The 21,583-nt window shown below is 62.5% G+C and carries 21 protein-coding genes and 1 pseudogene; 10 read left to right on the top strand and 12 right to left on the bottom strand.

What is annotated here, in order from left to right:
• Nucleotides 1-3: 3 nt before the first annotated feature.
• The 8 genes from hisF to SIN04_RS14920 all read right to left on the bottom strand — a co-directional run bounded on the left by hisF (nucleotide 4) and on the right by SIN04_RS14920 (nucleotide 5,875).
• Complete coding sequence (gene hisF / locus SIN04_RS14955; protein ID WP_134490446.1) at nucleotides 4-774, bottom strand: imidazole glycerol phosphate synthase subunit HisF; 771 nt, start codon at nucleotides 772-774, stop codon at nucleotides 4-6.
• Nucleotides 767-1,507 (bottom strand): 1-(5-phosphoribosyl)-5-[(5-phosphoribosylamino)methylideneamino]imidazole-4-carboxamide isomerase, encoded by a 741-nt coding sequence (hisA, locus tag SIN04_RS14950; RefSeq protein WP_134490444.1) that lies wholly within the window; start codon nucleotides 1,505-1,507, stop codon nucleotides 767-769. Before hisA ends, hisF begins: the two co-directional genes overlap by 8 nt.
• Nucleotides 1,504-2,154, bottom strand: a complete 651-nt coding sequence (gene hisH, locus SIN04_RS14945; RefSeq protein ID WP_134490442.1) for an imidazole glycerol phosphate synthase subunit HisH — start codon at nucleotides 2,152-2,154, stop codon at nucleotides 1,504-1,506. The genes hisA and hisH overlap by 4 nt, the downstream gene beginning before the upstream one ends.
• Nucleotides 2,151-2,624, bottom strand: a complete 474-nt coding sequence (locus SIN04_RS14940; protein WP_134490440.1) for a DUF2628 domain-containing protein — start codon at nucleotides 2,622-2,624, stop codon at nucleotides 2,151-2,153. Before SIN04_RS14940 ends, hisH begins: the two co-directional genes overlap by 4 nt.
• 171 nt (nucleotides 2,625-2,795) lie before the next feature.
• The gene (hisB, locus tag SIN04_RS14935) at nucleotides 2,796-3,389 is read right to left on the bottom strand and encodes an imidazoleglycerol-phosphate dehydratase HisB (RefSeq protein WP_134490438.1); all 594 of its coding nucleotides are present in this window, start codon (nucleotides 3,387-3,389) and stop codon (nucleotides 2,796-2,798) included.
• A gap of 173 nt (nucleotides 3,390-3,562) precedes the next feature.
• On the bottom strand, nucleotides 3,563-4,861 hold the full coding sequence (locus SIN04_RS14930) for a hypothetical protein (RefSeq protein WP_134490436.1): 1,299 nt from the start codon (nucleotides 4,859-4,861) through the stop codon (nucleotides 3,563-3,565).
• 167 nt (nucleotides 4,862-5,028) lie between these two features.
• Nucleotides 5,029-5,412 (bottom strand): DUF190 domain-containing protein, encoded by a 384-nt coding sequence (locus SIN04_RS14925; RefSeq protein WP_134490434.1) that lies wholly within the window; start codon nucleotides 5,410-5,412, stop codon nucleotides 5,029-5,031.
• A 112-nt stretch (nucleotides 5,413-5,524) separates the two neighbouring features.
• Nucleotides 5,525-5,875 (bottom strand): DUF190 domain-containing protein, encoded by a 351-nt coding sequence (locus tag SIN04_RS14920; RefSeq protein WP_134490432.1) that lies wholly within the window; start codon nucleotides 5,873-5,875, stop codon nucleotides 5,525-5,527.
• A 208-nt stretch (nucleotides 5,876-6,083) separates the two neighbouring features.
• On the opposite strand from SIN04_RS14920, the gene SIN04_RS14915 reads away from it, so the two are divergent.
• A complete protein-coding gene (locus SIN04_RS14915; protein WP_134490430.1) occupies nucleotides 6,084-6,266 on the top strand; it encodes a hypothetical protein in 183 nt (60 codons plus the stop codon).
• A 138-nt stretch (nucleotides 6,267-6,404) separates the two neighbouring features.
• Here the strand turns inward: SIN04_RS14915 and SIN04_RS14910 are convergent, their stop codons facing one another.
• Nucleotides 6,405-7,493, bottom strand: coding sequence for a P63C domain-containing protein (locus tag SIN04_RS14910; RefSeq protein WP_341264019.1), 1,089 nt, complete (start codon nucleotides 7,491-7,493; stop codon nucleotides 6,405-6,407).
• Between the two features lie 88 nt (nucleotides 7,494-7,581).
• Here SIN04_RS14910 and SIN04_RS20280 point away from each other — a divergent pair.
• From SIN04_RS20280 to trpS, 4 genes and pseudogenes are all read left to right on the top strand, one after another.
• A pseudogene (locus SIN04_RS20280) lies at nucleotides 7,582-7,695 on the top strand (IS1 family transposase); the annotation flags it as partial.
• A 124-nt stretch (nucleotides 7,696-7,819) separates the two neighbouring features.
• Entirely contained in the window at nucleotides 7,820-8,404 is a 585-nt protein-coding gene (gene hslV, locus SIN04_RS14905) for an ATP-dependent protease subunit HslV (protein ID WP_134490428.1), read from the top strand.
• A 43-nt stretch (nucleotides 8,405-8,447) separates the two neighbouring features.
• Nucleotides 8,448-9,758, top strand: coding sequence for an ATP-dependent protease ATPase subunit HslU (gene hslU / locus SIN04_RS14900; protein ID WP_134490426.1), 1,311 nt, complete (start codon nucleotides 8,448-8,450; stop codon nucleotides 9,756-9,758).
• Between the two features lie 133 nt (nucleotides 9,759-9,891).
• Nucleotides 9,892-10,926 (top strand): tryptophan--tRNA ligase, encoded by a 1,035-nt coding sequence (gene trpS / locus SIN04_RS14895; protein WP_134490424.1) that lies wholly within the window; start codon nucleotides 9,892-9,894, stop codon nucleotides 10,924-10,926.
• A 31-nt stretch (nucleotides 10,927-10,957) separates the two neighbouring features.
• On the opposite strand, the gene SIN04_RS14890 is transcribed toward trpS, so the two are convergent.
• Nucleotides 10,958-11,278: an ArsR/SmtB family transcription factor gene (locus SIN04_RS14890; protein WP_134490422.1), complete on the bottom strand. Its 321-nt coding sequence runs from the start codon at nucleotides 11,276-11,278 to the stop codon at nucleotides 10,958-10,960.
• 149 nt (nucleotides 11,279-11,427) lie between these two features.
• Between SIN04_RS14890 and SIN04_RS14885 the strand changes: the two genes are divergently transcribed.
• Entirely contained in the window at nucleotides 11,428-11,784 is a 357-nt protein-coding gene (locus SIN04_RS14885) for a carboxymuconolactone decarboxylase family protein (RefSeq protein WP_174514163.1), read from the top strand.
• A 130-nt stretch (nucleotides 11,785-11,914) separates the two neighbouring features.
• On the opposite strand, the gene SIN04_RS14880 is transcribed toward SIN04_RS14885, so the two are convergent.
• On the bottom strand, nucleotides 11,915-13,780 hold the full coding sequence (locus tag SIN04_RS14880; protein ID WP_341264018.1) for a M3 family oligoendopeptidase: 1,866 nt from the start codon (nucleotides 13,778-13,780) through the stop codon (nucleotides 11,915-11,917).
• A gap of 238 nt (nucleotides 13,781-14,018) precedes the next feature.
• Here SIN04_RS14880 and SIN04_RS14875 point away from each other — a divergent pair, with 238 nt between their 5' ends.
• The 4 genes from SIN04_RS14875 to SIN04_RS14860 all read left to right on the top strand — a co-directional run bounded on the left by SIN04_RS14875 (nucleotide 14,019) and on the right by SIN04_RS14860 (nucleotide 20,888).
• On the top strand, nucleotides 14,019-15,614 hold the full coding sequence (locus SIN04_RS14875; RefSeq protein WP_341264017.1) for an esterase-like activity of phytase family protein: 1,596 nt from the start codon (nucleotides 14,019-14,021) through the stop codon (nucleotides 15,612-15,614).
• Between the two features lie 369 nt (nucleotides 15,615-15,983).
• Complete coding sequence (locus tag SIN04_RS14870; RefSeq protein ID WP_134490418.1) at nucleotides 15,984-17,507, top strand: sigma-54-dependent transcriptional regulator; 1,524 nt, start codon at nucleotides 15,984-15,986, stop codon at nucleotides 17,505-17,507.
• Between the two features lie 221 nt (nucleotides 17,508-17,728).
• Nucleotides 17,729-19,675 (top strand): L,D-transpeptidase family protein, encoded by a 1,947-nt coding sequence (locus SIN04_RS14865; protein WP_166795948.1) that lies wholly within the window; start codon nucleotides 17,729-17,731, stop codon nucleotides 19,673-19,675.
• Nucleotides 19,676-19,844: 169 nt separating this feature from the next.
• Nucleotides 19,845-20,888, top strand: a complete 1,044-nt coding sequence (locus SIN04_RS14860; protein WP_134490414.1) for a hypothetical protein — start codon at nucleotides 19,845-19,847, stop codon at nucleotides 20,886-20,888.
• A gap of 162 nt (nucleotides 20,889-21,050) precedes the next feature.
• Here SIN04_RS14860 and SIN04_RS14855 read toward each other — a convergent pair whose 3' ends face one another.
• Complete coding sequence (locus tag SIN04_RS14855; RefSeq protein ID WP_134490412.1) at nucleotides 21,051-21,578, bottom strand: chromate transporter; 528 nt, start codon at nucleotides 21,576-21,578, stop codon at nucleotides 21,051-21,053.
• Nucleotides 21,579-21,583 lie beyond the last annotated feature (5 nt).

Below are 21,583 nucleotides of genomic sequence, written 5' to 3'. Positions count from 1 at the left end.
CGTTTACCCTAGTCCATCCAGCCGCATCCGCAATCCGGATTTCGCCATATAATGCTTTGCCTCGGCGATGGTGAATTCGCCGAAGTGAAAGATCGAGGCGGCGAGCACGGCCGTCGCCCCGCCCTCGCTGATGCCTTCGACCAGATGGCGCAGTTCGCCGACGCCGCCGGACGCTACGACGGGCACGTTGACGGCGTTGGTGACAGCGCGCGTCAGGGCGAGATCAAACCCGCTCTTCGAGCCGTCGCGGTCCATCGACGTCAGAAGAATTTCGCCGGCGCCAAGCGAGACGACTTCCCTCGCGTAGCCAATGGCGTCGAGGCCGGTCGGCTTGCGCCCGCCGTGGGTGAAAATCTCCCATTTTCCGGGCGCCGTCTGTTTGGCGTCGATCGCCACGACAATGCATTGGCTGCCGAATTTTTCCGCCGCCTCGCGCACGAAGCCGCGATTGGCGACCGCCGCCGTCATGATCGAGGCCTTGTCCGCGCCGGCAAGCAGAAGCGCGCGAATGTCGTCGAGGGTTCTGACGCCGCCGCCGACGGTCAGCGGCATGAAGCAGGCCTCAGCCGTGCGCCGCACGACGTCGAGCAGGATCGGGCGATCGTCGGAGCTCGCAGTGATGTCGAGAAAGCACAATTCGTCGGCGCCGGCGGCGTCATAGGCGATTGCGCATTCGACCGGATCGCCGGCGTCGCGCAGATCGACGAAATTAACGCCCTTGACGACGCGGCCGTCCTTGACGTCGAGGCAGGGGATGATACGGGATTTAAGCATCGGCGCCCGCCCGCGCGATCAGCGCCAGAGCCTCGGCCGGATCAAGCCTTCCGTCATAGAGCGCTCGCCCAGTGATTGCGCCGGCAAGTCTGGCGCAATCTGGCTGCAAAAGCCGCTCGACGTCGGCGAGCGAGGCGAGGCCCCCTGAAGCGATGACGGGAATGTCGACGGCGTCCGCCAGCGCCAGCGTCGCCTCCATATTGAGACCCTGCAAAATGCCGTCGCGGGCAATGTCGGTATAAATAATGGCGGAAACGCCCGCGTCCTCGAAGCGCCGGCCGAGTTCGAGCGCGTTCAGCTCCGAGCTCTTGGCCCAGCCTTCGACGGCGACCAATCCGTCGCGCGCGTCAATGCCCACCGCGACCCTGCCCGGATGAAGCCTTGCGGCCTCGCGCACAAGGTCAGGATCGCGCACCGCCGCGGTGCCGATGATGACGCGGGAAATTCCTTTTTGGAGCCAGGCTTCGATGGTCGCGAGATTGCGGATGCCGCCGCCGAGCTGCACCGGCGTCTTGACCCTCGCGAGAATGTCCTCGACGGCCTCGGCGTTCTTCGGCTCGCCGGCGAAGGCGCCGTCGAGATCGACGACATGAAGGTAGACAAAGCCCTGCCGTTCGAAGCTTTCAGCCTGCGCTCCCGGGTCGGCGGAAAATACCGTCGCCTTGGCCATGTCGCCCTGTTCGAGGCGCACGCAGCGTCCGCCCTTAAGATCGATGGCGGGGAAAAGGATCATGGCCGCCACCTCAAAAAATTGGCGATCAGCGCCAGCCCGAGGGCCTGGCTCTTCTCGGGATGAAACTGCGATCCGACGATATTGTCGCGCCCGATCAGGGCGCTGACGGCGCCGCCATAATCGGTCGCGGCGATGACGCTCTCCGGCCGCGCAGGCTTGAACGCATAGGAATGCACGAAATAGGCGTGCAGGCCCTTGGGGCCGGTCGGGATATGGCTCAGCACCGGGTGCTCGCGGGCAAGATCCAGCGTATTCCAGCCCATATGCGGGATGCGCAAGGCCGGGTCGTTCGGCTTGATCGCGTCGACGTCGCCCTCGATCCAGCCAAGGCCGGGCGTCTCGCCATGCTCCAGCCCGCGCGTCGCCAGCAGCTGCATGCCGACGCAAATGCCAAGAAACGGGCGGCCCTTTTTCAGCACGGCCTCGTTCAGCGCCTCGATCATGCCGGGAAGCGCCTCAAGCCCGCGCCGGCAATCGGCAAACGCGCCAACGCCCGGCAGGACAATATGGTCCGCCGCCGCGACCGTGGCCGGATCGGGCGTCACTTCGATGGCGGAGGCAAGCCCGGCCTCGCGTGCGGCGCGCTCGAAGGCTTTTTGGGCGGAATGCAGATTGCCCGAGCCATAATCGACGATCGCAACCTTCACCGGCGCGCCTCTGGCTCGGGCAGACTGCCGAGAACGGGCGAAGCCGGCGCAGAGGCATGGATCTGCGCCGGATGCGCGCTGCTCTGCGCGGGCGGCTCGTTCGCGCCAAACTGACGATAAAAAACCATCTCGGCCTGATCGAGAGCGGGCGCGGCGATGATTTCCGCCAGATTATACCCCTGGCTCCAGAGCCGTCCTTCAATGAGCCGGTTCGCCTCTAGTCCCAAAAGCAGCTGCAGCAGAAAGAGAAGCGTCAGAATGGCCAGGAAGGACAGGATGCCCGCCGCGCCGAGAACCACAAGGATAAGGAAGGCGGCGAACCACAGCCCGGTCCAAAGCCAGAGCCGGCGCCGCAGCAGCCACAACGGGCCAAAGACGAAGGCTTTCGCGCAAAAACCTTCGCGCACGAAGGCGGCCTCGCCAATGCGCGCGACGTCCTCACCCGGCAAATGGACCGAAAAGACGGCCATGTGTTCTTGGCTCCTTTAGTCTAGCGTAATCGCACCCTGAGGAAAGGGCGAAGCCCGCGTCCCGAAGAAGAGCCAACGCGCGTCCAGCGCCCGTCTGCTTCGAGGCGATCGCTTCGCGATCTCCCTGGCCTGAGGGCTTGAGCCGCATGGCTCCAAAAAACCGGCGCCAGCCTATCCCGCGAGCGTTCCCTTGGTGGAGGGAATGGCACCCTTCTGGCGTGGATCCTGTTCTATCGCAAGGCGCAAAGCGCGGGCGAGGCCCTTGAAACATGATTCCGAAATATGGTGCGCGTTCTCGCCATATAAAGTCTCGACGTGAACGGTCATGCCGGCGTTCATGACGAAGGCCTGGAAGAATTCGCGCACCAGCTCCGTGTCGAATTCGCCGATTTTTTCGCGCGGAAAGCTGGTCTTGAACACCAGAAAAGGACGTCCCGAGACGTCGATGGCGACGCGGGTCAGCGTCTCGTCCATCGGCAGAAGGGCGTCGGCGTAGCGGGTGATGCCGACGCGGTCCCCAAGCGCCTTGCGGATCGCCTGCCCCAGCGCGATGCCTGTATCCTCGACGGTGTGATGCTGGTCGATATGCAGATCGCCCTTCGCGGAAATCGCCATATCGATCAGCGAATGGCGCGCGAGCTGCTCCAGCATGTGATCGAAAAAGCCGATTCCCGTCTGAATTTTAGCCGCGCCCGTCCCGTCGAGATCGACGGACGCCTCGATTTCGGTCTCTTTGGTTTTACGTGAGACGGCGGCGGCGCGCATTTTTGGGACCCGGTGCGAAACATGCCGCTGCTCTAGCAAGTCGGGGACGGATTGGCTAGCTTTTGATATCTCTTGTCGAACTTTGGTTTCCGCCACATGCCGGGCGCGCCCGCGAGGATAACCTCCGACACGGCCCCTGGAGGTTTGTGCGGAAACCCTCCGGCTCCTGACCATCATGAGCGATCGGGCGGGAGCGCTTTCGTCGATACGCTGGCGCCCGTTTGCGTGTCGGACACCGCGCGCAGCTTTGGAGCGGTGCGGCCCGCAGTCGCCAAATCCCTCGTGTCGACTTCCTGCTCGTCGGCGGCCGAATTGCGCGCAAGCAAATCCAGAAGCTTCCGGTTTGAGGCTTCAAGGTTTCCAATATGGTCGAGATGGCTTCGCAGATCCTCGCGCAGGCGCTGATTTGTGCGAGTGAGAAAATCCACTTTGGAGTTTAAGGCTGACTGCTTGATCTCGGAATCATAGAATTGTTTTTCCTTTATCGAGAGAGCCTCCGCCGAAACTCTTTCGCGTTCTTCGATTTGTTCAATCTGCGCGGCGCTGTCCTTTCGAAATTGACTGAACTCGGCCTGCAGCGAGTTCAAAGCCGTCTTCGCCCTGCTGGCGCCCTCGAGCTCAACCGCATATTTGTCGGCGACAGACTTCGATTCCCGTTCCGCCCGCTCGAGATCGCTGGCAACGGAAACCGTCTCCGATTTAAGGACCGCGGTTTCGCGCAACAGCGATTGGATTGTGAAATCGTGCTCATTCAGCCTCTGAACCAGCGCAACATTCTCTTCGGCCGCGCGCTGACGCGCCAATTCGGCGGAAGCCATTTTCTGGAAAAGCTCGTTGGCGGCGCCCTGGGTCTTCGCGTAGTCGCTCTCGAGAGCCGCAAACTTTCGTTCCGTTTCCGTGAGATGATTGCGAGCTATGCGAAGGTCATCGTCCAGCTTCATCGCCAGAGGCCGGTAATAGCCAAGGTCACGCTCGGCTTCGGCCAGCTTGTGCCTGTACTCGTCATTTGAAGCCGTGAGGAGCGCAACGGAGGCTTCACTTTTGCCGGCCGCCTCCATCGCCTTGGCGAGAAGCGGTTCGATGGTCGCAAGACGATTCGTCAGCACGTCGAAACTCAACGACAAATTTGAAACGGTTTTTGCGTGCTCGCAACGCAGTTCGACGGCTTGATCCCGTACAGCCGACATGAGCGACTCGATATCTGCGCCATCCTCCATCGCCGCTGCTCCAGTTGTCGATAGCGTATTGTTCTGGCTAAATTCTTCCGCGGACGAACCTGCCGGTTTCGTGTCCCCCGATTGAAGAACCGCGGAACCGGCGGGGCTGGCGCCGGCGTTTTCCCGGGCGCGCTTTTGCAGCGGCCGGATGATCAGCAAATAGATGGCGCCGAGGGCCACGGCGAAAAGAATAAGGAAGATGAGATCCATCTTTCCGCCAATGCCGAGGGCCTGGACGAAAGCCGGCGTGAACACGTCTCTCTTTGCCTCAAGCGCGACAAGCACAAATATCTTAACACACAATTATCGCGTGTGGCGGCGGGAAAACGAAGGAACCTGCGAGCGGGCGGGCGCGGGGCAATCGGCCTCGCCTCGCGCCGTCGCAGCTTCCCCGGGGGCCGCTTGCCGCGTCGGGGCGCCCTTCAGTGCGCATGCCCCAAGAAATGCTCCTTGATGCGCTGGGCCAGCCCGGCGCGCTGGCGTCCGTATTGCAAAACCTTCGCCTTCTCCAGCGTGACGAGTCCGCTTTCCATCATTTCGTCGAGGACGGGAAGGAAGGCGTTGATCTTCTCCTCGGCGTCGACGATTTCGACGACGACCGGATAATCTTGGCGAAGCGGCGACAAATGAGGCTGGTGAAGCTTGGCCGAATGGCCAAAGCCGAGACAGCCTCGCAAGACAGTGGCGCCGGCAAGGTTCATCTCCCGCGCCTTGGTCACGATGGCGTCGTACAAGGGATCGAGGCCGGAACGGTCGGAGACGCTGGTGAAAATGCGCAGCAAAACGGCGTCGTGCGGAAGGTCCATGCAAGCGTCCCTTCTTTGTGTTCCCGCCTGCGCTAGAGTGCTTTCCGATCGGATGGAGTCATTCGGTCGATCAGAAATTGCTCCAGTTTCAAAAGCTTGAGCATAGTCTTGTCTAGCGCCCGGCAAGAGCTCCATCTGGCGAAAAGGAAATCGCCCGGACGATTTCCAGGGTCACGAGGCCGGTCTCGACCATTTCATCCACCTCGGGAAGGAATTGGTCGATTTTCTCCCTCGTATCGACGATCTCGACGATCAATGGCGAGCAGGGGGCCGCGTCGACGTTGATCTCCGAGTGAATGCGGCGCCCGTGACCAAAACCCTCGGGTCCTGGAAGCACGGTCGCGCCGGCCATTTTCCGCTCCAAAGCTTTCATGAAGATCGCATCCGCGAGCGGGCGGCCATGAAAATGGTCGTTCTCCGTAACGAACACTCTGAGCAAAACGGCTTCGACGGGCGAACGCATGCCGGCTCTCCCCCGAAAGGGCTGGTCGGAAACGGGCGCTGCGCCCTTTTTTATAAGTTCGAGGCGACGCATCCCGGCGCTCTTCAAGGATAGACCCGTTTTGGCGCTTCATCAATTGCGTGAATGGCGCTCGCAGCTTCGCCCGCGGCGGTAGTGGGTCAGTTTGAAGCGGGCTAGCGGGCTGTCTCTCGTGACGATATAATGCCTCATGGCTAAATCCATTATCACGCCCGAGGAAGGCGCAGAACTCCAGCGCCTCAATGAAGAGTTTGAGGTCGCAAGCGCACGCGCCGCTAAAGCCCTGCTCGTCGGCAATCGTCAGCTCGCCTCAGAGGAGGATGCGAAAGCAGCGGCGGCGATCCGTCGAATTAAGGAAATTCGAGGGGAGTGATGACCAAAACGCTCAAGTGCCCTCGCGATCCGAGCCAATTAGCAAAGTTCATCGTGGACGTGGCCAGCGGGCAGGTGTCCGAAATTCCAATTGCCGAGAGGCGGCCGTCGAAGAACGCCCACCAAGCAAAGTCCAAGACTATTTCGCGTCTGGCATCGGCAAAGAAAGGGTGAATTGGACCATTCTTCGCCCGTAGTGGCGAGCAACTTTCTCGCGCAATTGCCTCATGTCGGTACAATCTTTTGCCATCCCAACGACCTCGAAGCATCGAGAGACGAGCGCACGGACGCCGAGGTTTTCAGTTAGTTGGCGATGCCAGCGGACGCCGGGCGGCGGTTTGTTGCTTTTAAGATATTCTGCCACGTCGGGGTCCAACGTGTCGTAAATCATCTCAATAACAAGCTTACCCCACCATTTCGGCCGGCTTTTCAGACTGCCCTTCCAGCCCGTAAGCCTTCCAAACTCTGCCCATAACTCGTCAGGGAAAGTCTTTTCCCAAGCTCGCAACTCGTCAGCTATGAATGCGCGAAGCTTCACCTGAAGCGCGTCTTCCGCCCTGACGTATTGGTAGCCCGTTGCTTCATCAATAAGAGCCTCGAGGCCAATTTTAGCGCACGCTGACAAGAAAGCGCTGGCCTTCATTGCCATCTGCATCTGGCGGTCTGTCAGCTTTGGAAGCTTTGAGTTCGGGTCGAATGAGGACTGGAGAGCAGCAACGAACCCTTGGCAGACCTCAATCATCAGATCGGCAGGCAAGCCTTTGACGGCTTTCTCGAGCCCCTCGACCTCAAGTAGCCGAAACGGCACAAACCTCTCGAGCACTAAGTCCTTGTCTATAAATGGCTCTAGCGCTTTTACTGCTATGTATTTCTCGAGGGCGCCGCCCCCTTTAATTCCAGTCAGGAGCTCGGTTGCTGATGTGCGCCCGATGATTTTTTGTCCGTCGTCAAGGACATAGCACGGCACCTCGAGACCAACGATATTCAAGCTTCCGCGCCATCGCGCAATCGGCATCGCGGGAATCGGCTCGAGCAATTCTTCTGGTCCGAAGGCTTCCAATTCGGTGTCGTCGCCGTCGATTGTTGCAGGCAATTCGGGCTTCGCCCAACGCGCAGCGGCTGCCTTTCTTGCGCTCTCGCTCCGCTCTTCGGCGCTAAGTGAGGCGGCGCGCGCGTGGCCGCCCTTGGCCCGGCCTTCCTCGCGTTCTTCATCCGCAGGATCGGTCATATTCTTCTCCATGCGTGCGAAATGCACGCATGGACTATTGCACGCATACGAATTATGTGTCAATATGCGTGCATTGGAGCACGCATAAATGAACAAGCTGGCCGCCGAAGATCGTACCCGCATTCTTCACTTTCTTTGCGAAGGCCAGTCAATCCGCGCTGTGACTCGCCTTACGGGCGCGAGCAAAAACACGGTCACTAAGCGGTCGAAACAATTTCAAACTGACCCACTACCCCGCGGCCGCTCTCTCTTGCATCCGCTCCGGCGAACCCATAGATGGGAGTAGGCTTCCCGGCCAAACCGGCCCCTCCACAGAAAACCCAAAAATGCAGCAATTCCCGTCCGGTTCGGACTCATCTCGCGACTCCTGGCACGCGACGACGATCATCCTGGTCAAGAAAGACGGCCGCACGGTCATCGGCGGCGACGGTCAGGTCTCGATCGGGCAGACCATCGTCAAGGGCAACGCCAAAAAGGTGCGCCGGCTCGCCAAGGGCGAAGTCATCGGCGGTTTCGCAGGCGCGACCGCCGACGCCTTCACCCTGTTCGAGCGGCTTGAGGCCAAGCTGGAGCAGTACCCCGGCCAACTCATGCGCTCCTGCGTCGAACTCGCAAAAGACTGGCGCACCGATCGCTATCTGCGCCGGCTGGAGGCGATGATGCTCGTCGCCGACAAGCAGACGGCGCTGGTGCTCACCGGCAATGGCGACGTTCTGGAGCCGGAAGCGACCGAGCGCGGATCGGTGATGGGCATTGGTTCGGGAGGCAATTACGCGCTCGCCGCCGCGCGGGCCTTGCTCGCGACCGACCTCGAGGCCGAGGCGATCGCGCGGCGCTCGCTGGAGATCGCCTCGGAGATTTGCGTATACACCAACCGCAACCTCGTGATCGAATCGATTGCCTCAAACTGAGGTTCGGGCAGGATCGAGAAGCTTTGCCGATGATTGGGCTGTTATGACCGATTTTTCTCCTCGCGAGATCGTTTCCGAACTCGACCGTTTCATCGTCGGGCAGCACGACGCCAAGCGCGCGGTCGCCATCGCTTTGCGCAATCGCTGGCGCCGCCTGCGCCTCGAAGGTTCTATGCGCGATGAAGTTCTCCCCAAGAATATTTTGATGATCGGCCCCACGGGCTGCGGCAAGACGGAGATTTCGCGCCGCCTCGCCAAGCTCGCAGGGGCGCCCTTTTTAAAGGTCGAGGCGACGAAATTCACCGAAGTCGGCTATGTCGGCCGCGATGTCGAGCAGATCATCCGCGACCTCGTCGAGACGGCGATTGCGATGATCCGGGATGAAAAACGGAAGCTTGTCCGCGCCAAAGCCGAACTCGCGGCGGAAGACCGGCTTCTCGACGCGCTCGTCGGTCCTGGCTCCTCGCCCGCGACGCGCGACAGTTTTCGCAAAAAGCTGCGCGCCGGCGAACTCGACGACAAGGAAATCGAGATCGAACTCGCGCAAGGGGGCGGGTCGTCCCTGCCGATGTTTGAATTGCCCAACATGCCTGGCTCGCAGATCGGCGCCATCTCGATCGGCGATATCTTTGGCAAGGCGCTTGGCAAGGGCGCCAAGCCGCGCCGCACCACCGTGAAGGACGCCACGGCCCCCCTGATCACCGAGGAGAGCGACAAGCTCGTCGATCAGGACGCAGTGGTGCGTGAAGCGATCGAGGAGGTCGAGAACAACGGCATCGTCTTCCTCGACGAGATCGACAAGATCTGCGTGCGGGAGGGGCGTGGCGGCGCCGATGTTTCGCGCGAAGGCGTGCAGCGCGACCTGTTGCCGCTGATCGAGGGCGCGAGCGTTCCGACCAAGCATGGCGTGGTGAAAACCGACCATATCCTGTTCATCGCCTCTGGCGCCTTCCATGTGTCGAAACCTTCGGACCTTTTGCCGGAATTGCAGGGGCGTCTGCCGATCCGGGTCGAGCTTGCGCCGCTGACGGAGGATGATTTCCGCCGCATTCTGACCGAGACGGAGGTCAGCCTCATCAAGCAATATGAGGCGCTGCTGCGCACGGAAGGCGTCGAACTGGTTTTTACGCCGGACGCCGTCAATGCGCTGGCAAAGATCGCGGCGCAGGTCAATTCCTCCGTTGAGAATATCGGCGCGCGGCGGCTGCAGACGGTCATGGAGCGCGTGCTGGATGACGTCAGCTTCACGGCGGCGGACCGCTTCGGCGAGAAAATCATCATCGACGCGGCTTTTGTGGAGAAAAACATCGGCGATCTGGCGAAAAACGCGGATCTCAGCCGGTTTATTCTTTAATCAGCCGTTTCATCAAAGGGCGTCCGGCTCGGATTTGAGCGGCCTTTTTGCCGGGGCGCTTGCCTTGACGGCAAATCCTTGCGATAGCCCGGCGCCTTCGTGGAAAAATGTCAATCGCCGGGAGCCCTCGCACATGGCGCAATTCGCAGAACGGGTTTTTTCCGGCGTCCAGCCGACGGGCAACCTGCACCTTGGCAATTATCTCGGCGCGATCGTCAAATTCGTCGAATTGCAGCGCACGCATGACTGCATCTATTGCGTCGTCGATCTGCACGCCATCACCGTGCCGCAAAACCCTCTCGAGCTGAAGGCGAGCATAAGGGAGGTGACGGCGGCCTTCATCGCGTCCGGCGTCGATCCGAGGCAGCATATCATCTTCAACCAGAGCCAGGTCGCCGAGCACGCGGAGCTCGCCTGGGTGTTCAATTGCGTCGCGCGCATGGGCTGGCTGAACCGCATGACGCAGTTCAAGGAGAAGGCCGGCAAGGACCGCGAGAACGCCTCGGTCGGGCTTTACGCCTATCCGTGCCTGATGGCGGCCGACATCCTGCTCTACCGCGCAACCCATGTGCCGGTCGGCGAGGACCAGAAGCAGCACCTTGAGCTCGCGCGCGATATTGCGCAGAAGTTCAATCTCGACTACGCCGCCTCGATCGCGGCCAATGGTCATGGCGAGGCTTTTTTCCCGCTGCCTGAGCCTCTCATTCAAGGCCCGGCGACGCGTGTGATGAGCCTGCGCGACGGCGCGAAGAAAATGTCGAAATCGGACCCTTCCGACTATTCGCGCATAAATCTTTCGGACGACGCCGACGCCATCGCGCAGAAGGTGCGAAAGGCGAAGACCGATCCGGAGCCGTTGCCGTCGGATGTCGAGGGCCTCGCGAAACGCCCCGAGGCCGACAATCTCGTCGGCATCTATGCCGCCCTGAACGGCGAGACGAAGCCGGAGGTCTTGAAGACATTTGGCGGCGCCAATTTCTCGGCGTTCAAATCGGCGCTGGTCGATCTGGCGGTGGCGAAAATCGGCCCGATCGGCGCGGAGATGAAGCGGCTCAAGGATGACGCCGCCTATATCGACGGCGTGCTCACGGACGGCGCGGCGCGGGCCAAACTGATCGCACGGGAGAATATGGCGGCGGTGAAGGATATTTTGGGCTTCGTGCGGTAAGCGCGCGGCCGCGAGAGCGCGCGCCCGCGCCCTAATCCTTCGGGCAGAACAACCCGTAAAAAGCGTTCAGCACGGACAACACCTTCGGGTCGGCGACGGCGTAATAGATCCGCTTGCCTTCCCGTCGCGTCGTCACCAGTCCCTCCGTCCGCAGCACGCCCAATTGTTGCGACAGCGTCGGCTGGCGGATATCCAGCAGCGTCTCCAGCTCGCCGACTGATTTTTCGCCCTCTGTCATCTGGCACAACAACAAGAGCCGGTCCTCGTTGGCGAGGACGCGCAGCAAGGCCGTCGCGCCGTGGGCGGCGCCCCGCATTTTTGCGACGTCGATCGACGCCTTGCTCTCGTTCATGCCTTCTATCATTATACTATAAAATATTTTATTGCAATATATTATATCACAATATATTATATAAGAGGAAGATGGCGGCGTGGCCATCGTGTGATCCGATCTGAAAAGGCTGCGCCTTTTCGCAACCGCGCCTCAGGAGTTTATGCATCATGAGCCTTTCCGCCGCGACTTACCGGGAGCTGACCCAGGGGGTCTCCAAGAACCTTGCCACCTTGCGCGCCGATCTGCCCGAGGTGATGAAGGGCTTCAGCGATCTGGCGCGCACCGCAACTCAGGACGGCGCCCTTGACAAAAAAACGAAAGAGCTGATCGCGCTGGCTTTAGGGGTCGCGTCCCGCTGCGACGCCTGCATCGGCTTTCACGTCCAGGCTTTGGTGAAACTCGGCGTGACCAAGCTTGAGCTCGAAGAAATGCTGGGGATGGCGGTTTATATGGGCGGCGGCCCATCCTTGATGTACGCCGCCAATGCGATCGCCGCTTTCGAGGAATTTTCCGCCGCGGCGTGACGCATGGCAGGGCCGGACCCGGTTCGTACGTCCCCCGGATGAGCACCGTCTTCTCACTCTTCGAGACGCCGCTGTCGCGGCTTCTCGGGATGAGGGCGCCTGAACGGCAGTTCCAGCGCCGCTCAATACGTCAAGCCTTCCCCTCCAGCGCCTCCAGTTCGGCGATCAGCCCCTCGATCATGCCAAGGCCGATCTGCCAGAAGGCGGGATCGCGCGCGTCCAGGCCAAAAGGCGCCAGAAGCTCGTCATAGGGCTTCGCGCCGCCCGCCGACAGCAAAGCGAAATAGCGTTCGGCGAAACCTTCCTGCGCCTTCTGATAAACGCCATAGAGCGAATTGACGAGACAATCGCCGAACGCATAGGCGTAGACGTAGAAAGGCGAATGGATGAAATGCGGAATATAGGCCCAATAGGCTCTGTAATCCTCGGTGAATTCGATCGAAGGCCCAAGGCTCTCGGTCTGCTCGCTCATCCAGAAGTCGCAGATCTGCTCGGCCGTGAGCTCTCCGTTGCGGCGTTCGATATGCACCTTGCGCTCGAAGGAATAGAAAGCGATCTGCCGCACGACGGTATTCAGCATGTCCTCCACTTTTGAGGCCAGCATGGCGCGGCGCTCGGCGACCGTGTCAGCCCTCGCGAGCAGGGCGCGGAAGGTCAGCATCTCGCCGAAGACCGAGGCGGTTTCGGCCAGCGTCAGCGGCGTCGGCGCCATCAAGGCGCCATTGTGAGCCGCCAGCACCTGATGAACGCCGTGGCCGAGTTCATGGGCGAGCGTCATCACATCGCGCGGCTTGCCCTGATAGTTGAGCAGCACATAAGGGTGCGCCGAGGGCACGGTCGGATGGGCGAAAGCGCCGGGGCTTTTGCCCGGCCGCACGGGCGCGTCGATCCAGCGCTCGTCGAAAAAGCGTTTCGCGATGCCGGCCATCCTCGGAGAAAAATCGCCATAGGCGCCAAGCACAGCTTCACGCGCGGCGTCCCAGGGGTAGGTTTTGGCCGGAACATTGGGGAGCGGCGCGTTGCGGTCCCAGAATTTCAGCGCCGGCTTGCCGAACCACTTGGCCTTCAGCCTGTAATAGCGGTGGGAGAGGCGCGGATAGGCGGCGCGCACCGCGCTGACCAGTGCATCCACGACCTCACGCTCCACCCGGTTGGAGAGATGGCGTGAATCCGCGACGTCCTTGAAGCCGCGCCAACGATCGGAAATCTCCTTATCCTTGGCGAGCGTGTTGGTGATCAGCGTAAATGTGCGCACATTCTCCTTGAGAACGCCGCCAAGCGCCTTGGCGGCCTTTTCGCGCAGCTCTTCTTTTTGATCCTGAAGGAGATTGAGCACCGGCTCGATGCTCAGCGACTGCCCGTCGACATCGAAGCGCAGCGCCGTGATGGTCTCGTCGAACAGCCGGTTCCACGCGCCATAGGCGGTGACGGATTTTTCGTGGAACAATTGTTCGAGCTTGTCTTCGAGCTGATAGGGCTTGCCTTTGCGGATGTCCTCGATCCACGGCCGGTAATGCGCCAGCGGTCCCTCGGATAGAGCCTTGTCCAGCGCGCCTTCGTCGAGCCGGTTCAATTCGAGTTCGAAAAATAAAAGATGCGAGGAGGCGGCGGTCATTCTCTCCTGTGTGTCGCCATAGAATTTGGAGCGGACGGGGTCCGAGGTGTCGCCGGCATAGACGAGACCGGCATAGGACATGATGCGGCCGAGCAATTCTTCCAGCGCCTCATAGCGCTTCACCGCTTCCGCGAGCGCGACGCCGCTCTGATCCTTGGCGAGATCCTCGATCTTTCCGCGATAGGCCTCGCTGAAGGCTTTGCACTCGGCCTCGGCAGAGTTGAGATCGGCGGTGAAGGCGGGGGCGTCGGGAGCGGCGTAAAGATCGGCGAGATTCCATTCCGGCAAGGCGCCAAGGTCAACTGGCTCGCCGCTTTGGCGCGCGGCTTCCGCCGCGGCGCGGACGCTATCGATGGACCGGAAAAAGCGTATGGGGGACATGGGCGGACCTGATCTTTAACGAGGCGGCGGCTTTGCGCGCGGGAAGGATGGCCGCTGTCTTCATATCGGAGCGGACGCGGCAAGATCAACCGTGAGGCGCTCCCGTCCGGCGGCTCGCCAGCGCGGCCTTTGTAATATGCCCGACACAGAGCCAAGCCTAAGTGTCTCGCCCGATCTTGCAGAGCGCCGCAACCGGCGCCGCCGCGATTGCATTTCACAGGATAAATCCGGAGACGCCATGAAAACCCAGCTTAAGTCCCCCGTTCACGCAGCGCCTGGCGTATGGATGCGCCGCGGCGCGGCGGCGATCGCGCTGCTCGCCTTCAGCGCAGGCGGCGCATTTGCTCAATCCGTCGCCTTTGAAGGCGCGACCTTCGTCAACAAGGGACTCGTCGGCGCCGCCCGCGTCCCGTCGAACGCCCTCGACGAATATAATGAGACGCTCGGGGGCTTTGGCTCCGGCATGGCGCTCGACCTTTCGAGCTGGCAAAAGGACAGGGACGGCGGCTATAGCGGCGTGCTTTACATGCTGCCCGATCGCGGCTGGAACACCCAGGGAACGATCGATTTCCGCGGCCGGCTGCATCGGTTCGAGATCAAGCTCAATCCGTTCTACGGCGCCAGCACCGCCAGCCAGAATCAGCTGTCGCTGCGCTATCGCTCCTCGGTCCTGTTCAATGGCGGCGAGACGACCGGCCTCGACCCCGCCGCGGCGAAGCCCGCGACCCGGCGCTTCCCGGACCTGCCGATCGGCTCCGACGGGCACATCAGCGTCGACGATGAAGCCGTGGTTCACCCCGGTGACGGCACCGTCTGGGTCAGCGACGAATATGGCCCCTATGTCTATCACTATACGCTGGGCGGCAAGCTGCTCAACGTCATCCGGCCGCCGGAGGCCTTCATCCCGAAACGCAAGGACGCCTCGGGCAATCTCGTCGAGAGCTTTTCGGCCGACAGCCCGCCCATCGGCGTGACCTACAATCCCGATCCCGGCAAGCCCGTCGCCGGACGGCAGGACAATCAGGGCTTTGAGGGGCTGGCCATGAGCCCCGATCGCAAAAAGCTCTTCGTTCTGCTGCAAAGCGCGCTGACGCAGGATCTCGATCCGGCCAATGTCAAGACGACGCGTCACAATACGCGGTTGCTCGCCTATGATCTGCGGGACGAGAAGCCAAGGCTCGTTGGCGAATATGTCGTGCAGCTGCCGCTCTATCAGGATCAGACGACGACCAAGACGAAGCTTCTCACCGCCGCGCAAAGCGAGCTTCTGGCTTTGAACGATCATCAGTTCCTCGTCCTCGCCCGCGATAGCAGCGCCGGATTCACAGCTGCTTCGCCCGCCTCCGTCTATCGCAGCGTCGACCTCATCGACATCTCAAAGGCGACCAATATCGCCGGCGGCGTCTATGACCAGACAGGCGGATCGGTCGCGCCGCTCGGCGTGCTGAACAGCGCCATCACGCCGGCCGCCTATCAGAAGTTCCTCGACATCAACGACAATGCGCAGCTGAACAAATTCAACCTGCACAATGGCCTGCCGAACAATGCGAACGACCTTTACGAGAAATGGGAAAGTCTCGCCCTCGCGCCGGTCGGCGATCGCAAGGCCCCGAATGATTATTTCCTCTTCGTCGGCAGCGACAATGACTTCATCACGCAGCAGGGCCGCATGGTTGGTCAGCCCTATGCGGATGCGACGGGCGCCAATGTCGATACGCTCGTCCTCGTCTACCGCGTGACCTTGCCGACCTATGTGCAGCCGGAGCTGCGGGGCGGGCGCGAAGGCGGCCATGACGACGACCGCTTCACGCATTTTGGCGGCGGGGGCCGTTAGTCGCAGGCGCGCGCGCCGCGCCGCCGCCGGAGCATATTCCGATCAGATCGGTTCGATCTGATCGACAACGATATGCTCAGGTTTTTGAATCTGGAGCGATTTCTGATCGATCGATTGACTCCACTCGATCGGAACGCGCTCTGGAACCGATGGAAGGCGCAGGGCTTGAAACCGGATGATTGATCGGCCGGCCCCGCGCCTTCGCAGCGATGTTTGCGTAAGTCTTTTTTCGCTTCGTTAACATCGCGTTTACCCTGATCGGCCAGCATGGGCTGCGACGGGGCGTATCGCCTCACTCTTTGATTTGTGGACCGGCTTCTCCCGGCGCTTCTCCCCGAGGCGCCGGGGCCAGCCCGCGCGCGAGGCCTCATGTCCCCGAGAATTCTGATCGTCGACGACGATCCCGTTCAACGCCAGCTCCTTGAGGTTCTGGTTCATCGTTTCGGCTATGGCGCCGAGACGGCGCCGGGCGGCGAGGCGGCGCTCAAACGAATGGCGGCGGCGAACGAACCGCCGATCGACCTTCTGATTCTCGATCTTGTCATGCCGGACCTCGACGGCATGGGCGTTCTCGGGCGCCTGCGCGACAAGAATGCGTTGGTTCCGGTCGTCGTGCAGACGACGAACGGGTCGATCGAAGCGGTCATTTCAGCGATGCGCGCCGGCGCCGTCGATTTCGTCGTGAAGCCGGTCGGCCCCGAGCGTCTCCAGGTCGCGATCAAGAACGCCTTGCGCCTCGGCGCGCTCGAAGACGAAGTCCGCCGCCTCGGCGACAAGGCGCGCGGGGCCTTATCGTTCAGGGACATCGCTGGCGGGAGCGCCGAAATGGAGCGCGTCGTGCGGCTCGGCGAGCGGGCCGCCAAATCGACCCTTCCCGTGCTGCTCGAAGGCGAAACCGGGGTCGGCAAGGAATTGGTCGCGCGGGCGATTCATGGCGCTTCCGACCGGCGCGGACGCCCGTTCGTGATGGCGAAATGCGGCGCGCTTCCCGGCGATTTCATCGAGCCATTTTTGTTTGGGCACGAAAAGGGCGCCTTCGCGGGAGCGCAGGAGAAGCAGCCCGGCAAATTCGTCGAAGCGCATGGCGGCGCGCTGTTTCTCGACGATATCGGCGAACTGCCGCTGAGCGCGCAGGGCGGCCTTTTGCGTGCGCTGCGCGATGGCGAGGTCGATCCCGTCGGGTCAAAGCGCCCGGTCAAGGTCGATGTCCGCGTCATTTCGGCGACGAAGCAAGATCTGATCGAACTCGTCAAGGCGGGCCGTTTCCGCGAGGATCTTTATTATCGGTTGAACGTGCATCCGATCGGCGTTCCCACGCTGCGCCAGCGCCGCGACGACATCGGCGATCTCGCGCGCCGCCTTTGCGCCCGTTTTTCGGCGGAAGAGGGTAAACGGCTGCGCGGGCTCAGCGCGGAGACGCTGAATTTGCTGGCCGCCTATGATTGGCCGGGCAATATCCGGCAATTGGAGAACGCTGTCTTTCGCGCCGTGGTCCTTGCCGACGGCGATGAATTGACCGTCGCGGAATTTCCCCAGATCGCGGCGCAGGTTCAAGGCTTCGACGTGCGCATTCCCCCACTTCCGGAACTGGCGCCTCTTCCGGCGCGGCGCGAGCCCGAATTGGCGCACACCGGAATGCGCGACCAAAATGTTCTGGCGTTGCTCGATGAGGGCGGCGAGATGCGCCGGCTCGATCAGCTCGAGGCCGAGGCCATCCGTTTTGCGCTCGCCCATTACCGCGGCCGCATGACGACCATGGCGCGCAAGCTCGGCATCGGGCGCTCGACGCTCTACCGCAAGATGAAGGAATATGGCTTTGCGCTGACCGCGGAGGAGCCGGGCTCGACGGATGGCGACGCCGCGGCCGAGCCGCGCGATGAAGACGCCGCATGAGCGGGGGTGCGCCGCCGTACGGGAGAGCGTCACCGTATTTTGTAGAGACCTTTCTTGGCGATTGAGATGAAATACGTCAAACATCGCCCACATCCAGGGGAGAGGGCGATCGCCCGGCGCGCCGCTTCCTGCGCGCGGCAGATAATCTGATGAGGTCGTTTGCGACGATGCGCCGGCAAATCGGGACAGCCAGTTTGACAAGCGCATCGGCCTTGGCGCTGATGATCGCTCTTGTGGCTGCGCCAGCGCGCGCGGCGAATGCTGACGCCGCTGGCGGCGTGGCGGCGCCCGTCAATCTGCATGTCCAGGGCCAAAGCTCAGGCGAAGCCCTCTCACAGCCGAGCCGGCGGCGTGTGAAACCCGCTTTTTTGGCCAGGTCCGCCGCATGGCGCATCGCCAAAAAGCCCGCGCCCGAGGCCTTCGCCGCCCTGGCGCAAGTCAAGAGGCTGCCGCTGCCGGCCGTCGACTCGCCGCAGCCACCCGCCGCGCCGGAGTACGATGACCAGCCGGCGCCCGTCATCCCGGCCCTTCCCGAAAGCATGAACCCGGCGCAGGCCGCCCCGACTGAGGGGCTCGGCGACGCGCAAGGCGCGCCAGACGCGACGAAAATGACGGGTCCGCCGCCCGCGGCCGATGCCGCGCCCGTCGCCGCGGACACGCCGGCGCCGGGCGGGCCGGTCGCAGCGCCGCCGCTGGCGCCGCTCAATGCGGCGGTGAAGGCGGCTCTCGAAGCGCAGCTGAAACTTGATCGCGACCATTTCCCCGGCGCGTCGCGCCGCAGGGAGCATGAAGCCGTGGCGGCGTTTTACGCGGCGCGCGATTTCGCGCCGCTCTGGTCGCACGCGGGCGCAGCCGACGCCGAAGTGGCTTCGACGCTGCAGCGGCTCGACCGTGCAAGCGAGGACGCTTTGACGATCAAGAGCCTGCCGGTCCGTTACACGGCCAGCGGCTCCGACGAAGAAGTCGCCAACGCCGACATCGCCTTGAGCGAAGCCGTCGTCGCCTATGGCCGGCAGGCCAGCGGCTCGCGCGTCGATCCCCATGCGATTTCGCCGCTCATCGGGGCGCGGCCGGAGCTCGCCGACCCTTCGCTTATTCTGGCGATTGTTTCCTCCTCCGGCGCCGATGCTGGCGCCGCGCTCAAAAATTTCAATCCGCCACAAAAGGGCTATGCGGCGCTGCGCGCCAAACTGGCGGAACTGCGCGGTCAGCGCGCGCCCGTCGCGCGGCGCGCCATCATTCCGGCCGGGCCGACCCTCAAGGTCGGGATGCGCGATCCACGCGTGCCGCTGATCCGCGCAAGGCTCAGCCTTGACGGCGAGATGGAAGAGCCCGACGAAGAGCTCGTCTATGACACGAGGGTGGCGAGCGCCGTCGCGGATTTTCAGAAGGCCAATGGCCTGCCGGGCTCCGGCCGGTTGACCGCGCGCACCATCGCGCTGCTTTCAGGCGGCGAGCCGGCGCAGCTCGAGGCGGAGATCATCGCCAACATGGAGCGCTGGCGGTGGATGCCGCGCGACATGGGCGACAGCCGGATCGAGGTCAATATTCCTGATTTCGAGGTCACCGTCATCGAAAATGGCGAGGTGGTGTCGCGCAATCGCGTCGTCGTTGGCAAAGAAGCGACGCCGACGCCTGTCTTTTCCAACAAGATGCAGTTTCTGATCGTCAATCCCTATTGGAACGTGCCGCAGTCCATCATCAAAAAGGAGATGATGCCGAAGCTGGCGGCAAACCCCGGCTATCTGCATAGCCTTGGCTACGAGACCATCTGGAAGGGCGGCAGACTGACGGTGCGCCAGCCGCCGGGCGAGCGCAACGCGCTCGGGCGCATCAAATTCATGTTCCCGAATGATTACGCCGTCTATTTGCACGATACGCCTTCGCGGGCGCTCTTCGACACCGCCAAGCGGGCCTACAGCCATGGCTGCGTGCGGGTCGACGATCCGTTCCGCTTCGCCGAGGCGGTGCTCGGCAAGGGCTGGAGCGAGGATCACGTGAAAAAGCTCATCGGCGGCAAGGAGCGCTACGTCAATCTGGCGAAGCCGCTGCCGATTCACATCGAATATTTCACCGCCGAGGTCGACGAGTTCGGCCGGCTGCAATTGCGCGACGACGTTTATGGCTATTCGCATAAGGTCAAGGCGGCGCTGGGCCTTGAGGGATAGTTTTCGAGGCGCGACGCCGATGCGTCCCGCCAGAGGCTCCGTTGGACAAGTGAATGCGGAAGCGCGACACTCTTCGCGGCGGATGCGGCGGGAGAACGCAAATGCGTGAAGATGCGATGGCGGCGAACATCGTGGCGCCCAGAACGCCCGGCGGTCCATGAGCTCCGGGATGGCGGCCGTTCCCGTCATCGACGTCGGCGACGGCGGCCCCGCGCGTCACGCGGCCCTGTCGCCAGCCCGCGCGCGCGCTCTGCGCGATGATTGCCTTGGCTCATTCCCCCGCACGGCGGCGGCGTTAGCGCCCGCACTGGACGGAGCCGCGCGCCGCTGGATGACGCGATCACGCTCGCCCTATGTGGCGGAGATCGCGAAAATCGCGGCGACGCTGGGCTTTTCCGGCGTCTGGTTGCTCAACGGCTCGTATCAATGGGGCTGCACCGCGCTGGCGCGCGAAGAGCATGGAGCGCCCTGGCTCGCACGCACGCTCGATTGGCCTTTCCCCGGACTTGGGCGCTATGCGGATGTGGTCCGCTCCGAGGGGCCCACGGGGGAGTATTTCAACGTCACCTGGGCTGGCTATGCGGGCGTGCTGACGGCGATGGCGCCGCGCCGGTTCGCCGCCTGTATCAACCAGGCGCCCATGTGGCGCCGCACCCGGCATCCGTGGCTGCGCCCCTATGATATGGCGGCAAACGCTGTTCATACCTGGATCAATATCCGCTACATGCCGCCGGATCAGTTGCTGCGCCGGGCGTTCGAGGCGTGTGAAACATATGGGGCGGCGAGGCAGGTGCTGGAAAAAACGCCGGTGGCGCGGCCCGTCATTTACATGCTCATCGGCTGCGCCGAAGGCGAGCGCTGCGTGATCGAGCGAACCGAGACCGGCTTTACGACGCGCGAGGATGAGACGAGCGCGGCCAATGATTGGGCGCCGCCGCATCCGATGTGGGAGGCGCGCATCGCGGCCTCGCATTTTCTGACGTCCACCTTCGCGCAGGCCGCCGAGCGATGCGGCGCCCGCCGCGCCGCGCTCGCTGCCTGGAACGGGCTTTTGTCCGACGCTGGCCTCGATTGGGTGAAGCCGCCTGTGCTCAATCCCTACACAAGGCTCGCCGTGACGATGAGCCCTGCGCGCGGCGCCCTGCGCGTCGCGGGCTATGAGGCGATCGGCGGCGGCTTGCCGGAGCAGGTCACCCAATTGTGCGAGATTTAAGCGCGGCGGCGGGCAACTTCTCGGCGTTATGTTCCAAGCTTTTGACTCTGGAGCGATTTCTGATCGACCGAATGACCCCATTCGATCGGAAAGCGCTCTTTAAGCCTTTGTTTTACCGCATGATGTGGGCCCGAAAAGTCTGCAACTTTTCGGCGTCATGCTCTAGCGGAGCGCTGCGAGGCCGATGAGGCCCCCGGCGAGGATGAACAGCGATGGGTTGACGCGCTTGACGAAGGCGACGCCAAGGAAAACTCCCGCCGCGAGCGCGACCGTCGCCGCGCCGTCGATCGCCGTGCGCCCGATGGATATGACGCCGGCGGTCATCAGCCCGACGACGAGCGGCGCCATGCCGTCCTGAAGCGAGCGGCGCCATGGCGAACCCTCGAAATGATCCCAGATTCGCGACCCCGCAAAGGAAATGAGGCCCGCCGGCAAAAAGAAGCCGAGAAAAGCGAGGAACGCCCCGAAAAATCCGGTGACGTGATAGCCAATCACCATGACCATCAGCATGTTTGGGCCGGGCGCCATCTGGCCGAGGCCGTAGATGTCGCGGAACTGGTCGTCGGTCAGCCAGTGATGGCCATGCACCACCAGCGCCTTCATCTCCGGCAGCACCGCCGAGCCGCCGCCGACCGCCAGCACCGATAGAAGCGAGAAGACGGCAAAGACGCTGAGATTGGGACTTCCCATTGCGC

It is taken from the genome of Methylocella tundrae, from assembly GCF_038024855.1.
Taxonomy (GTDB): Bacteria; Pseudomonadota; Alphaproteobacteria; order Rhizobiales; family Beijerinckiaceae; genus Methylocapsa; species Methylocapsa tundrae.
Note: the sequence above shows the minus strand (reverse complement) of the source record. Positions and strands in the feature narration are given on the sequence as shown.

Excerpts from the sequence above, each read along its gene's own strand:
- hisF (WP_134490446.1), bottom strand. The coding sequence starts at position 774 with ATGCTTAAATCCCGTATCATCCCCTGCCTCGACGTCAAGGACGGCCGC.
- hisA (WP_134490444.1), bottom strand. The coding sequence starts at position 1,507 with ATGATCCTTTTCCCCGCCATCGATCTTAAGGGCGGACGCTGCGTGCGC.
- SIN04_RS14940 (WP_134490440.1), bottom strand. The coding sequence starts at position 2,624 with ATGGCCGTCTTTTCGGTCCATTTGCCGGGTGAGGACGTCGCGCGCATT.
- hisB (WP_134490438.1), bottom strand. The coding sequence starts at position 3,389 with ATGCGCGCCGCCGCCGTCTCACGTAAAACCAAAGAGACCGAAATCGAG.
- SIN04_RS14925 (WP_134490434.1), bottom strand. The coding sequence starts at position 5,412 with ATGGACCTTCCGCACGACGCCGTTTTGCTGCGCATTTTCACCAGCGTC.
- SIN04_RS14920 (WP_134490432.1), bottom strand. The coding sequence starts at position 5,875 with ATGCGTTCGCCCGTCGAAGCCGTTTTGCTCAGAGTGTTCGTTACGGAG.
- SIN04_RS14915 (WP_134490430.1), top strand. The coding sequence starts at position 6,084 with ATGGCTAAATCCATTATCACGCCCGAGGAAGGCGCAGAACTCCAGCGC.
- SIN04_RS14910 (WP_341264019.1), bottom strand. The coding sequence starts at position 7,493 with ATGACCGATCCTGCGGATGAAGAACGCGAGGAAGGCCGGGCCAAGGGC.
- hslV (WP_134490428.1), top strand. The coding sequence starts at position 7,820 with ATGCAGCAATTCCCGTCCGGTTCGGACTCATCTCGCGACTCCTGGCAC.
- hslU (WP_134490426.1), top strand. The coding sequence starts at position 8,448 with ATGACCGATTTTTCTCCTCGCGAGATCGTTTCCGAACTCGACCGTTTC.
- trpS (WP_134490424.1), top strand. The coding sequence starts at position 9,892 with ATGGCGCAATTCGCAGAACGGGTTTTTTCCGGCGTCCAGCCGACGGGC.
- SIN04_RS14890 (WP_134490422.1), bottom strand. The coding sequence starts at position 11,278 with ATGAACGAGAGCAAGGCGTCGATCGACGTCGCAAAAATGCGGGGCGCC.
- SIN04_RS14885 (WP_174514163.1), top strand. The coding sequence starts at position 11,428 with ATGAGCCTTTCCGCCGCGACTTACCGGGAGCTGACCCAGGGGGTCTCC.
- SIN04_RS14880 (WP_341264018.1), bottom strand. The coding sequence starts at position 13,780 with ATGTCCCCCATACGCTTTTTCCGGTCCATCGATAGCGTCCGCGCCGCG.
- SIN04_RS14875 (WP_341264017.1), top strand. The coding sequence starts at position 14,019 with ATGAAAACCCAGCTTAAGTCCCCCGTTCACGCAGCGCCTGGCGTATGG.
- SIN04_RS14870 (WP_134490418.1), top strand. The coding sequence starts at position 15,984 with ATGTCCCCGAGAATTCTGATCGTCGACGACGATCCCGTTCAACGCCAG.
- SIN04_RS14865 (WP_166795948.1), top strand. The coding sequence starts at position 17,729 with ATGATCGCTCTTGTGGCTGCGCCAGCGCGCGCGGCGAATGCTGACGCC.
- SIN04_RS14860 (WP_134490414.1), top strand. The coding sequence starts at position 19,845 with ATGGCGGCCGTTCCCGTCATCGACGTCGGCGACGGCGGCCCCGCGCGT.
- SIN04_RS14855 (WP_134490412.1), bottom strand. The coding sequence starts at position 21,578 with ATGGGAAGTCCCAATCTCAGCGTCTTTGCCGTCTTCTCGCTTCTATCG.